General features: G+C 62.1%; 15 protein-coding genes. 6 read left to right on the top strand and 9 right to left on the bottom strand.

Annotation, left to right across the window (positions count from 1 at the left end; genetic code table 11):
- Positions 1 to 269: 269 nt before the first annotated feature.
- The 3 genes from P9217_RS01380 to P9217_RS01370 form a co-directional block, all read right to left on the bottom strand.
- Entirely contained in the window at positions 270 to 617 is a 348-nt protein-coding gene (locus P9217_RS01380) for a hypothetical protein (protein WP_245299725.1), read from the bottom strand.
- A gap of 414 nt (positions 618 to 1031) precedes the next feature.
- A complete protein-coding gene (locus P9217_RS01375) occupies positions 1032 to 1265 on the bottom strand; it encodes a polymerase (protein WP_067321681.1) in 234 nt (77 codons plus the stop codon).
- A gap of 316 nt (positions 1266 to 1581) precedes the next feature.
- Positions 1582 to 2397 (bottom strand): DUF1236 domain-containing protein, encoded by an 816-nt coding sequence (locus P9217_RS01370; protein WP_278086804.1) that lies wholly within the window; start codon positions 2395 to 2397, stop codon positions 1582 to 1584.
- Positions 2398 to 2618: 221 nt separating this feature from the next.
- On the opposite strand from P9217_RS01370, the gene P9217_RS01365 reads away from it, so the two are divergent.
- Both P9217_RS01365 and P9217_RS01360 read left to right on the top strand, forming a co-directional pair.
- Positions 2619 to 2921 (top strand): DUF1236 domain-containing protein, encoded by a 303-nt coding sequence (locus tag P9217_RS01365; protein WP_067001081.1) that lies wholly within the window; start codon positions 2619 to 2621, stop codon positions 2919 to 2921.
- 260 nt (positions 2922 to 3181) lie between these two features.
- Complete coding sequence (locus P9217_RS01360; protein ID WP_067001044.1) at positions 3182 to 3400, top strand: hypothetical protein; 219 nt, start codon at positions 3182 to 3184, stop codon at positions 3398 to 3400.
- 156 nt (positions 3401 to 3556) lie between these two features.
- Here P9217_RS01360 and P9217_RS01355 read toward each other — a convergent pair whose 3' ends face one another.
- Complete coding sequence (locus P9217_RS01355) at positions 3557 to 3910, bottom strand: DUF982 domain-containing protein (RefSeq protein WP_245322363.1); 354 nt, start codon at positions 3908 to 3910, stop codon at positions 3557 to 3559.
- Positions 3911 to 4114: 204 nt separating this feature from the next.
- Here P9217_RS01355 and P9217_RS01350 point away from each other — a divergent pair, with 204 nt between their 5' ends.
- The 3 genes from P9217_RS01350 (at position 4115) to P9217_RS01340 (ending at position 5058) form a co-directional block, all read left to right on the top strand.
- Positions 4115 to 4414 carry a DUF1236 domain-containing protein gene (locus tag P9217_RS01350; protein ID WP_067001089.1) on the top strand — a complete coding sequence of 100 codons (300 nt, stop codon included), beginning with the start codon at positions 4115 to 4117 and terminating at the stop codon, positions 4412 to 4414.
- A 74-nt stretch (positions 4415 to 4488) separates the two neighbouring features.
- Positions 4489 to 4698: a hypothetical protein gene (locus P9217_RS01345; protein ID WP_067001047.1), complete on the top strand. Its 210-nt coding sequence runs from the start codon at positions 4489 to 4491 to the stop codon at positions 4696 to 4698.
- Between the two features lie 108 nt (positions 4699 to 4806).
- Positions 4807 to 5058, top strand: coding sequence for a DUF2934 domain-containing protein (locus tag P9217_RS01340; protein ID WP_278086805.1), 252 nt, complete (start codon positions 4807 to 4809; stop codon positions 5056 to 5058).
- Between the two features lie 93 nt (positions 5059 to 5151).
- On the opposite strand, the gene P9217_RS01335 is transcribed toward P9217_RS01340, so the two are convergent.
- The 4 genes from P9217_RS01335 to P9217_RS01320 form a co-directional block, all read right to left on the bottom strand.
- Positions 5152 to 5484, bottom strand: coding sequence for a hypothetical protein (locus P9217_RS01335; protein WP_278086806.1), 333 nt, complete (start codon positions 5482 to 5484; stop codon positions 5152 to 5154).
- Between the two features lie 126 nt (positions 5485 to 5610).
- Entirely contained in the window at positions 5611 to 5958 is a 348-nt protein-coding gene (locus P9217_RS01330) for a hypothetical protein (RefSeq protein WP_278056581.1), read from the bottom strand.
- 82 nt (positions 5959 to 6040) lie between these two features.
- Positions 6041 to 7129 carry a GSU2403 family nucleotidyltransferase fold protein gene (locus P9217_RS01325; RefSeq protein WP_278086807.1) on the bottom strand — a complete coding sequence of 363 codons (1089 nt, stop codon included), beginning with the start codon at positions 7127 to 7129 and terminating at the stop codon, positions 6041 to 6043.
- A 124-nt stretch (positions 7130 to 7253) separates the two neighbouring features.
- The gene (locus tag P9217_RS01320; protein ID WP_141247088.1) at positions 7254 to 7790 is read right to left on the bottom strand and encodes a hypothetical protein; all 537 of its coding nucleotides are present in this window, start codon (positions 7788 to 7790) and stop codon (positions 7254 to 7256) included.
- A gap of 68 nt (positions 7791 to 7858) precedes the next feature.
- Here P9217_RS01320 and P9217_RS01315 point away from each other — a divergent pair, with 68 nt between their 5' ends.
- Positions 7859 to 8104: a hypothetical protein gene (locus P9217_RS01315; protein ID WP_278086808.1), complete on the top strand. Its 246-nt coding sequence runs from the start codon at positions 7859 to 7861 to the stop codon at positions 8102 to 8104.
- 88 nt (positions 8105 to 8192) lie between these two features.
- Here the strand turns inward: P9217_RS01315 and P9217_RS01310 are convergent, their stop codons facing one another.
- Entirely contained in the window at positions 8193 to 12095 is a 3903-nt protein-coding gene (locus P9217_RS01310) for a tetratricopeptide repeat protein (RefSeq protein ID WP_278086809.1), read from the bottom strand.
- Positions 12096 to 12179 lie beyond the last annotated feature (84 nt).

The following is a 12179-nucleotide window of genomic DNA, read 5'->3' as shown; positions in this document are numbered from 1 at the left end:
ACCGGCCTAGTGCGACGCGCTCAATTGCTCGATCGCACGCGGCCAAGATCGGCCGAAGCGCCTCTTCGTGTCCTGTGTGGCGGAGCAGGGAGCGAAGCGACGCGGCGCAAACTGCAGGCCGTAAGCTCAGAGCGTTACGACGATGCAGGATTCTGCCGCGCTGCGTTCCTCGACGAGGTCACAGCGTGGGTTCTCGGGTCTTTGCTCCGCTTCGCGTCGCTACGCCCAACGATGACGGCGTTGGGGCTTCGGCCGGACGCTGAGCCGCCTTACGGCAGCAGCCTCGGGAACAGCCGCGAGATCAGCGCGTGGACGATGCCGTCGCGCTCGAAGGGACCGGGCAGCTTGGCGGGGGCGCCGGCGTCGCTCGCCTTGCTCTCGTCCGTGGCCCGGCCTTCGGCTTGCACGAGCCACAGCACGGCCACGAAGTAGCCTGCCTGCAGCACCACGCCCGCCAGGAACGTCCAGCCAAGCGACTGCCAGACGGACCCGGTGGACATGAAGGTCCAGCCGAGAACCACCAGAAGCGTTGCCGTCATTCCCACAAGAAACTGCGGAAAATACATTTGCCCAACCGAGCGCCGCGACCAGTTAGGGTCTTCGACGATCTCGCCCATTGCTCTACCCATTTTGACCCTTGCACCTTTTCCGCCAGGATCGCAAGACTTCACGCAGCCCCCTTGCCATAGGTCTTAATTCCGGCCCGCCAAAGGACCTACGCCTGAGGAACCCAGCCGAGGCCGATTCCGTTCCCTCGCGGAACGATGATCAGGAGTAGCTAATGGACGGCAGCGTCTACGCGGCGCGCTGGCTTGTTGCGCCTGCTTTTGGAACGCGCATCGTCTTCGCCGCTGCCGCAATGCTGCTGAGCTGACGCCCTCTGACGATCGCCGCAGTGCCCGCCCGCCGAGCACGTCCCTTCATCGGCGGGAGGCCGGCCTCTCCGCCTTTCCGCGAAAGAAGTGGAGGGTTAGCTCTGACCCCCATTTCGGCCGGATCACGTCGCGGCCGGCTAGGGGCTGGCCCACCGGCTATCGGGATTGGGGCCTTGGCTGCACCATTCTTGTATCGAAGGCGTCGGGCAGGCGAACGTGCGCCAGCGCCCTGACCGATCCCGTTCTCATGGCATCCGGCGGCAAGAGGATGACCATCTTGGCCTCGCGATCCGGCCAGAGTGGCCTGCCGCCTGCGAAGAACACAAGCGCCACAACGCAGATCAGAAGAACGGCGGCGAACAGGTTCGCAATGATCTCTCCGAGTTGCATGCAGCACCCCCAAAAGGAGCACCCGCCGCATCGCAGGTAGCGGCGGGTGCAACAACAACCGACGATGAAGGGACCTATGCTCGCCAGTCATGATCCAACAAGATAACTGCCTGTATGTTTCGAGAGGGGGACCAATGCCCTGCCAAACCAGACCTCAGTCCGACGGCTGTGTTCCGGTGAGGGCGGGCGATAAGGCTTTGATGGGGCTGCCCCGGCCTCGGGGAGAGGGGCGTTTGCGCCCGCGGCTGAAGCGACATAAGAAAAGCCCGCCATGCCATGCGGCACGGCAGGCCTCCTGTCTGAAATGCTGTCTGGATCAGGCCTCCAGGATCACGACGATCTTGTAGGTGTCCGGATCCACGATCACGATGCGCCCGTCGGCCAGCACGAAATACATATAGGTTTCGTAAGCCGGGACGATCTTGACGATGCGGGCCGGCAGGCGATGCAGCCGGATCTTTTGCCGCGGAACCTCGACCCCGACCGAGATGTCGAAGCTGACATCGCGAACCGGCTGGACGTTGGTCTCGCGGATGATCTGCGTGATCTGCGTCCGCTGCTCGACCGTCACATTGGTGATCGAGGCCGTCTTGTCCTGGTCGGTCTGGACGTTGCCCTGAGCGTTCTGCTCGGTCTGCATCTTGGTGGTGCCCTGGGCGTTCTGGTCGGTGGTGGTGCCGGTCTTGCCCTGAGCATTCTGCTCGGTCTGCACCTTTGTGTTGCTGTCAGCATTCTGTTCGGTGCTGGTGCCGGTCTTGTCCTGGGCCTGCTGTTTCTTCTTCAGCGTGGTATTGTCCTGAGCGTTCTGCTCAGTCTTTGTGCCGGCCTTGCCCTGCGCCTGCTGCTTCTTCTTCAGCTGCGTATTGTCCTCGGCGTTCTGCTCGGTGCTGGTGCCAGCCTCGCCCTGGGCATTCTGCTCAGTCTTCATCTTGGTGGTGCCCTGGGCATTCTGCTCGATCTGAGACTTCATCTTGCCTTGGGCCTGCTCGCCAGCCTTGCCGCCCTTCGGGCAGTCGGCCTGGCCGGCGGCACAACTATCGCCGCCGCTCGGCTGCACGGACTCGGTCTGCGCCATCGCGGCGCCGCAACCAACGCCGAGCGCGATCATGCTCGTGATCAGAAGATGCTTCATCTGATTTCTCCTCGGAAAGTCGGTCCCTTCGTTGGTTAAACACGACTTGGAAGGCATTGTTCCGAGATTGTTTTGCCAAGCGGCGGCGGCGTTCTTACGCCGGCGGATGCGCGGAATTTTGCAGGAACAAGCCGCGGTCCTCGGCGTTAGGACGGTGCCGATCGGCTGTGGAAATCGCAGGCGCAGCAGAGGAGGCGATTGACCACACAAAGGAGACGACCATGAAAATGCACATCACCACCGCCGCCGCGGCCCTCCTGCTTCTCGCCGGCGCTGGCGCCGTCGCTGCGCAGGACACCGTCGTGATCGCGCCCGAGCAGGAAACCGTCATCAAGGAATATGTGCAAAAGCAGCCGCTGGCTTCGGTGAAGGTTCCCGGTATCGAGCTGAACATCGGCAGCACGCTTCCCGAGACGGTCGAACTGCACGAGGTGCCGAACGTCAAATATCGCTATGTCGTGGTCGATAACCGGACTGTGATCGTCGACCCCGGCACGCGCAAGATCATCAAGGTGCTCAATTAACCGATAGCGTAATCGGCCGAACGGATGGCCCGCCGCCGGTCACGGCGGCGGGCGGTTAACGGAAAATTATTAATTTACGATATGCTAACGGAACCTTTGACCCACACCCAAGTTGGGCGCTTTGGGTCAAATCTGTCTCATAGGCAACACAAACCGGCGGCAGAAACAAACCTGTCTCATAGGCAACACAAACCGGTGGCAGAGAGCAGAATCGGGCGGCGGCGAACAGGCATGGGCAGGGGCGAGGAGGACTAGTTAACATGTCGAAACGAGAAATCGGAACATCCCGCTCGCTCGGGATGCGCGTCGCCGAGTTGCGGGCCAGGATGGAAGACGCCCACATCACCGCACATGAAATAAAGACCTTCCAGAAGGTCGCGGCCATAATGGGGGGCGGCGATGGCTCCCTACGCATCGATGCGGACGATCTGATCGCCGCATCTTTCCTCACCGAGTCGTGCGAAGCTTCGCTGAACTGACAGCCGTCATCGATGTCGCCTGGCTGCCGTCCAGCACTGGGCGGCAGTGAGCGGCGCTACGCCGCTTGGCGCGACAAAAGCCTTCGGCCGCGAGGGCTTTTTCGATGATGCTTGGTTCGATAAGCCCGATCCTAAGGCCCGGACTTCAGCAGCCTGTCACGCCAGCGGCCATTGCCGGCGCTGCTGGCTTATGCTCCTGGCCTTGAGACGTCTGATCTTGGCTTCGCGTAGCGCGGTGACGGGGTCGACGCCGGTCCACAGAATGCCGGCCTTCTGAGCGAATGCCACGAAGGCCTGCCGCGCTTCCCCGAGTTTCCTCTCGCCTGTCCGCGCCGCCTCACAGGTCTGCACGGCCGCGGCATAACAGTCGCCGCGCATTGCCGGCGGCCATTCTTTGAGGAAATTCTGCATCGCCGCCAGGGAAGCGATCTCGCGCTTGAAACCGGCCCCGACTGCGATCGCCACCGGCGCGCGGAGCGGCATGTCGCTTGTGATGTGAACTGCAGTCATGGCGGGCCTTTGCTGGTCGAATTTATCCAATTCAAACAATGCGAAGCTGCCCCGGCGGTTCCGCCGGCAACAATCAATTAGGCGCCGCAGACGGAACAAGACCCCAATGCACGCGTTTGCCCCGGGAGCTCCTATGTTCGACCTGCCAGGTTTCCGCGACGGCGGAGGCGGGCGGAGCTCCGCCAACACAACAGGAGACTTATGATGAAACGCACCCTTATTCCTGCTGTTGCCGGCCTTGCTCTGATCGCCGGCGTAGGCTTTGCCGCTGCGGACCAGATCATCGTCACGCCGGAGCAGCAGACTGTCGTCAAGGAATATGTCCACAAGCACCCGATCGCCTCGGTCAACATACTGGGGCTGGAACTGGGCGTCGGCTCGACGGTGCCTGACACGGTCGAGCTGCGGGAGGTGCCGGACGTTCAGTACAGATATGCCGTGGTCAACGATCGCACTGTCCTGATCGATCCTGGTACACGCAGGGTCATCCACGTCATCGAGTGATCTTACGCTTACGAGCCCCGATCCTCCCGCCATGCCGGCGGGGGGATGCCGGCTCCTAGGAAGGAGTCGCAGCCATGCATCACCCCCATGTCGAATCAGTCGACTGTGCAAAGGCGGTCGACCAGCTTCTGGCCGAACGCCGCACTGGCCTCTTATCGATGAAGGAAGCGATTGGCCTGCTGCGCAGGCGCACCGGAACCGAACGCTCTGACGCCGATTTAGCCGCATTGATTACAAAGAAGGCGGCGTATCTGGGCGTTGCGATCGTCTCCGACGTGCACTGAAGAAATCGCTGCCGAAGTTCAGGCACCTACGCGTCGATGCGCAAGACGCCACCGGAAAATTCAGCTAATGTTTCCGTCGGGGAGCGGCCCCACTCAAAGGAGGCGACAGTGACGGACGACAGGCAGGAACGCATTCGCCGGCGGGCGCACGAGATCTGGGAGCAGGCCGGCCGGCCGGAAGGCGCGCATATGGAGCACTGGGACCAGGCGGCCGCCGAGATCGACGCCGAAGTAAAGCCGAAGTCCAAGGCCGCGCCCAAAAAGACGGCCGCCGCCAAGCCGAAGTCGGCCAAGGCCGAAACGCCCGCCAAAGGCCCCTCCAAGGCCAAGGCTCCTGCCAAGCCGAAAGCCAAGGCCTGACCCCAGCGGCCGTTCCGCCGCTGCCATCCGCACAATCGAAATGTAGCAAGACCGCGCCCGAAGATTTAGGGCGCGGAGCTGGAGGCTAAACGGCTATCGCCTCCCTTGCTTTCTGGCGTATTGCGCAACGGCGCAGAGGAAAGCCAGCGCGGCGGTATCGCAGGCCGCCCGCGACGGCGACGGACCCTTGGCAAAAAGCACCGCGTCCGCGATCGGGATCGTCAGCCCATGCTTCCTGGCGAATGAGGTGACTTCGTAAGGCTGATCGTCGGCTGGTGCGCCGATGTCGATTTGCTGGTCTATCAAACGAGTTCCTCCCTGGTACGCGACTATGCCTTCCTTCGCCCGAAAGGAATTAACTACCGGCCGCTCGCCCACGTCCACCAATTGGCAATTGTGTGAAACGATACATTTGTCGAGGTGCATCCGAAGGTTGCAAAATGGAATTCTCTGCACCCGGCGCGGGCGGAAACCGTTCCGTCGCCGCGCTCCTTCGCGCCCCCTCTGTCTCGTCGCGATTGGTGGTCTTCCTCCGCGAAGAAGGAAGACATCTCACTCCCAGGCATCGCTCGATTTTGCAAAGCGCACGGCCGCCGCAGTCATCGCGCACTCGCATTCGCTGATCAGCCTGAGGTTCCTCAAATATCGCGCGATCGTTTCGGGCAGCCAGGCCGCGCAGGCCTCGACATAGGCGCGGCCGTGCACCAGCGTGCCGGTCGAAAGCCGGTCGTCCTTCTCCGCGATCACCTTCAGATATTGCCGGATGAAGCGGATGTCGTCGGCGATGTCCTGGCTGGCCATGCGCCACGCGCCGGCCAGGCGTTCGCGCTCGGCGAGCGGCAAAGGCGAGAGCAATGGGCGGGAAAGGTCGGCGAAAGCGGCATGGTTCGCGGTGTTCAAGAACATCCCCTCAACGAAGGGCAATATCGTACATTAGGTACGAAAAGTGGTCAAGAACGTTTCGTACAATTTGAACGATACCTCACCTGGACCGTCTCATGAAACCGTCGAGCTCGATGCGCGCTTCGTCGAGCGCCCTGCCGAGGACCAGGTCCACCATCTCGCGCCTGTCCGGCTGAAGCAGTTGCAAGCCTTTGCGCAGCGCCTCACGCCATGCTTCGCCCCGGTTCCACGCTTCCGCGAAGGCATGGGCGAGGTCGTCTCGCCGACGCGTGGTCTCAAGCGCCTCGACCAGCAGGCCCGCTTGATGCAGGTCCTTTTCCCGCTTGGCGGCAGCGCTTCGTTCGCGTCGCGCCGCGACGATCAGCTTGTGGACCGCAAAGCGTTCGGGAGAGGGGACCAGCACCGGCACGCCGGAGCGGTGGAGCAGCACTGCCCGCACCGGGTCTCGGATCAGGAAATCGAGGAAGCGCAAGGGCTGGGCCGAGGCGCCGCCCAGCGACGGCATCGGGCTGGCATGGTCAGCATGCTCGTCGCTGCCTCGGTTCGGAGTGAGGAATTCTATGCGGTAGCGCGAAGCATTCTCGAACTGCGTCGTGCGCCCCGCATCGGTTCGGTGCGGGATTTCCCGGAATGTCGGGTCGACCGCCTTCAGCACCTCGATGAGCGGCGGCATGCTGTCGTCGACTTCGGCCGAGACGGAATGGAACTGGGCAAAGTCGGCATCGCCGGTCTGCAGTGCGGCTCCTGGCAGTTTGACGCCGAGATGCCCTGCATAGGTCTGGAAGGCGACGGTGCCGACGAGCACCGCGCGCAGGCGGAAGAGCCCGGCCTTTTCCAGCGCCTCGACGACGTCGCCACTGAAAGCATTGGGCGCCGCCAGGCCGGCGTCGCGAACCAGCGTGGAGACCAGCTTGCGGCGAGCTCTGAGATCGTCCTTGATCTCCTTGAAGGCCGCGACCCGTTTGGCGATCTCGGGATCTTCCGCCGGGCCGACATAGCGCCTGGACTTTTGCGGCCGCGTCTCTTCGAAATACCAGTAGTCGCGGCCCTTCACCGGCACGCGCACGAAATTGCCTGCCGTCGAGAAATCGGTCTCGAAGGAGGCATCCAGGCTGCGCTGCACCAGCTCGGCATAGAGGGTACGATAGGCAAGATCGATGGTCTTCATGGCCGCTCCCGGGCGTGCGCAGCCTTATAAGAAACCTGCAGTTTTCTTATAACTGGGCCTTTATTCGGCGAGATTCAAGAGCATTATAAGAAACTGGTAAAAATCTTATAACGACCGGCATCTCCTAAGAGAGATGGGCCGCTCTTCTGCGGATTGGGGAAACGGTTTGCCCGGTGCGGTCGACGTCACGCCCGAAGACTCGACCTGGAAGGCGTTGAGGCCGGGCTTGGAAGCTTGGAGCAGCGCAGCTTCCGTTACGCCGATTACGGCTGCCGGACGAGCACACTACCTTGATCATTTCCGGAAACGCGTTCCTTGGCGCCAACCGACAAGCCGCCGCTGCTTTTTTCGAGGGACGCGGGCCGGCTACGCCTTCGCCGTCGACCGCGCGAAGCACGCAGGCGACCCGCTGATCGCGGCGAACAAGGACACGCTCACCAACCCGGCGCTGAACGACCGGCATTTTTTGAAGGAATGCTAACGGCGCCATCGGCACCATGGACATGGCGAAGATGGAAGCGATGGGCGGGTATTTGTTTGCCTCGGGAATTCTGCTCGACGGCAACGGCAAGGCGCTGAAGGAAAGGCCATACTTCGAGACATAGCGCAGGTAATTGTTGCAGGTGGCCGGCGTTTCGCGCGCCATGACATGATTGAGCATGTCGAGTTGCCCGAAAGCGCTAGCGAGACCTAGCTGTCCGGCGCTGAAGGCAGGAGCCGTGCATATCTGTGCCGCAGATCGGCGACGGCCTGTCTGCTGGTATTGCGCACTTCTGTTTGGCTTCCGGTCTGGGCGGCGGCAGTGATCTTGCGCAGCATCGCATCGTAGTTATCCGGAAATTCGCGTGCGATAGCCTCAACGATCTGGAGATCCTGCTTCCGGATCTAGGCATCGATGTAGGCGGTGGTCACAGGCTGGGGCGGCTTCGCCACCGACTCATGGTGATATCTGCCGCCGCCGAACATCGCTGGTAGCACTTTTGCCTCAACGAAGCTCAAAGGGGACGACCGCCTCCACCTGCAACCATTTCCAACGCGACATCCGCCCCTCTAAAATGCCTGTCTAGTTCAGTCCGAGGCTCAGCGCCTTCTTGCGGTCGGCCTCGGCGCGCTTCAAATCGCCCTTAGCTCTCCAGGAATGTGCCCTCAAATCGTAGGCGTCGGCATATGTCGGGTCGATCTCGATAGAGCGGCTGTACTCGGCGATGGCGCCATCGTGGTCGCCTTGGCTTTCCTTGATTGCACCTAGACCGAAATGGGCGCCAGCGCTCTTCTTCGGGTCCAGGCTGATCGCCTTGTTGAAGTCTCGCGTTGCGCTGTCGATGTCCTTTTTTGCCGCATAGGCAAAGCCGCGATCGATGTAGAAGCGCGCGACTTTGGGATCCAGTTCGATCGCCTTGTCGAAGTCTGTCATCGCACCCTCGTAATCGGCCTTCTCCAGCCTTTTGGTTGCCCGTCCGTAATAGGCCATGCTCCAACTCTGATCGATCTCGAGGCCTCGGTCATAGTCGGCTAACGCCCGGTCAAGCTCGTTTTTCTTCCCCCACAAAGCGGCACGCCCAAAATAGGCATCGCTGCTCTTCGGCGCGAGTTCGATGACCTTGCTGAAATCGGCAATGGCGCCATCATAGTCATGGGTGTCGGTGCGGACCATCGCCCGTCCGCGATAGCCGGCGGGGTTTTTCGGATCGAGCGCGATGGCCTGTTCGAACGCGGTGGTGGCGCGTGCATACTTGCGTTTCTTGTACCAGACGTAGCCGTGGTCGACGATGGTCTTCAACTTGCTCTGGTCAGAGCCGACAGGATCGCTTCCGGCTGACTTGCGTTTGGCCGCCACGGCGAGCTTGCGGCCCTCCTCGGCTAGGGCCAGCCTTGGATCCAGCTTGAGCGCCTGGTCGTAGTCCGCAATCGCCTGGTCGTAATCGCCGTTGGCGAGCCAGGCGCTGCCACGCCCGAAATAGATTGGCGCAGAACTGGGGTCGATCTTGGCCGCGCGGCTGAAATCGGCGATCGCTCGATCCAGTTCGTTCTTCTTGCTCCAGGCGACGGCGCGGCCGAGGTAAGCTTCGACGTAGGCAGGATAGAGTTCGATCACCTTGCCGTAATCATCGATGGCCGCGTCATACTTGCCCTTCGCTACCAGCGACATGCCGCGCCCCAGATATGCGGACGCCATTTTCGGATCGAGCGTGATGGCTTTGTTGTATTCGGCAATGGCGCGATCAAATTTGTGCCTCTTGTAGAGGGCATCGCCGAGATCGGTGAAAGCCTTGAGCTTCTTCGGATCAGGCCCGCCGGCTTCGGCCGCGACATCGCCTTTTCCTCTTGCCGCGTCGGCCGCCTTGCGGCTGACCAGGTAATCCGGATTGTGCGGGTCGAGGTCGATTGCCCGGTCGAAATCGGCGATGGCGCCGTCATAGTCCTTCCTGTCGGCCCGTGCCATGCCGCGCCCATAATAGCTGGCGGCGTCTTTCGGATCGATCGCGATCGCTAATGAATAGGCCGCGATCGCCCGCCCGCCGTCGCCCTTGGCGTGCCAGGCCATGCCCTTGCAAAAGAACGCGTCGCGCGCCTTCGGGTCGAGCGTGGCGGCATGGCCGCAATCGGTAAGCGCGCCCTCGACATCGCCCGACATGGTTTTGGCCATCCCCCGGCGAATATGGGCCGAGACCAGATCCGGAACGAGCTGGATCACCCGATCGTAGTCGGCGATCGCTAGGTCGTAGGCGCGCTTGGCGGCCAAGGCCTTGCCGCGGCCGAAATAGGCGAATGGGCTACTGGGGTCGAGCGCGATCGCCTTCTCATATTCTGCGATGGCATGGTCATATTTGCCCGCGTCCGAAAAGGTGTCGCCGCTCTGCACCGCGCTCAGGACACGTGGGTCGGTCGCCTCGGCCGCCTCCAGCATCTTTGAAGCGGACAGTATTCGCGTTGGGCTCGCTTTGCCTTGGCCGAGTTGCTTGGCCAAGGTTTCAACGGCGGCCGCAACAGAGGGCTGCAACTGTTGCATGCCCACTGGCGGCGCCGGCCTGTTTTCGCCAACGGCAGCCTGCTCGTCACAGCGTCCAGTCCGCTTCAGGTCGAGTTCGATGGCACGCCGGCAATCGACTGCCGCGCCGGCCTGATCGCCCTTGAGCATCCGGGCGCGGCTGCGACCGAAATAGGCGTCGGCGTTTTCGGGATCGAGGCTGATGGCCTTGTCGAAATCGAGCAATGCGCCGTCCACGCCATATTTCGACAGCCGCATCTGGGCGCGCTCGAGCAGGATCCTGGCGGTCGCCGGATCCCTGCCTGGCTTCGCGGCGGTCGGCTTGCCTTGCTCGCCGGGCAGGTGTTCCCTGCACGTGCCTGCCCGCTTCGGGTCGAGCTCGACGGCTCGCCGGCAGTCGCGGACGGCGAGGTCGAAATTGCCAAGCAAGGCCTCCGCGATGGATCGGTGGTAGTAGGCATCGGCGTTGTAGGGATCGAGGCCGATGACAAAGCTGAATGTATCTATCGCGCCCTTGGGGTCGACCTGCATCTGCTGCAACCCCGATTTCATATTCCAGTCGATGGCGGCGGAATTGTCGCGCTTGGCATAGAGTTGCGGCGGCTCATACGTGGGAGGCGCGATAGGCTTGGCCGCCTGCGGCTCAGCTGGGATTGGGACATGAGCCTGACTGGTCGTAGCGCCCGGTGACTGCAGCACGGGTTGCCCCTCGGCCCTGCGCTTGCCGATCTGGACGCTCAGCCGTTCCTTTCGGTAGTCCGCGTTGGCCGGGTCGAGCGCGATTGCCTTGTCCAGGTCCGCTATTGCCTTGTCAGGATCGCTCGCCTCCCAGACAAGCGCCCTCTCGAAATACGATTTTGGATCGTCGGAACTGATGGAAATCGCTTTGTCGAGATCGGCAAGCGCCTCTTTCGAATTGCCGACTCGAGCCATAGTCATGCCGCGCACGCGGTAAGCCGGGGCGTTGGCCGGGTCGCGGCGTACGGCTTCATCCAGATCGGCGATAGCGCGGGCATAATTCTTCTTTAAGCCCCAGCTCTTGGCGCGGTTGAAGTAGAATGCGGAACTTGCTGGATTGAGCCGGATCGCCTCGTCGAATGCGGCGATGGCGCGGGTATGGTCGCCCTTTTCCTGCCATTCTATGCCGACCGCATTTTGGGCGGTGGCGGTTTTCTCGCCACCTCCGTCGCGCGGCTCGCCAAAAGCCTCGGCGATCCGGCGTGAGCAATCACGCCCTTTGTCCGCATCGACGCCGGCGATGTGCTTGCAATCGGCTTCCGCGCGCCTGCGCTCGCCCTTGGCGATCCATGAAAGTGCGCGGTCATGGTAAGGGGTGATGGGGTCCGCGCGGACGCTCTCTGCTTTGTCATAGTCGGCTTGGGCCCGCGTGGCGTCGCCCTTGTCCTCCCAGGCGACGCCGCGCACGCCATAGGCCATCTCGTTGGCGGGATCGATGTCGATCGCCTTGTCGCATTCGACAATCGCACGGTCGTGCTCGCCTTTCTTGTTGAGTGCCCTGGCGCGGTCGGCATAGAGGTTGGCATCGTCCGGCGTGAGCGCGATTGCGCGAGTGTAGTCCGCGACGGCTCGCTCGAAATCTGCCTTGCTCTCCCAGGCAATGGCGCGATTGGTAAAGGCGGGCACGTATGTCGGATCAAGCGCGAGCACGTCGGTCATGTCGGCGATGACGCGGTCGATATCGTTCTTCTGCGTGTAAGCCAGGCCACGCCAGAAATAGGCGTTAACGCGAAGATCGGGAATCTCGGCGCTGTCCTCGGCGATGGGCGTGCAGACGCTAATCTGCTGGTCGGCGGAGAGGGCGCCGTCGCTGAAGCAAGTAGCGTAATCCTTGCTCTCTGCGAGGGCCGGACTGCGAAGCCCGCCAAGCGTCACCACTATTCCCGCCGGCGCCAAAAGCGGGCCAAATGAAAGCCATGCAACGAATGCGCGGGTGAACGCGCCGGTGCGGCGTGACATGTTTTGATCCTCCCCCCGGAGTTGCCGCGGCAGCGGCTGCAATTGCCTATATAGTTCCGTTTTTGTTCCGAAATGCAAGCAGAA

It is taken from the genome of Mesorhizobium sp. WSM4989, assembly GCF_029625795.1.
In the GTDB taxonomy this organism is placed as follows: Bacteria; Pseudomonadota; Alphaproteobacteria; order Rhizobiales; family Rhizobiaceae; genus Mesorhizobium.
This window is presented reverse-complemented; position numbering and strand designations above follow the sequence as displayed.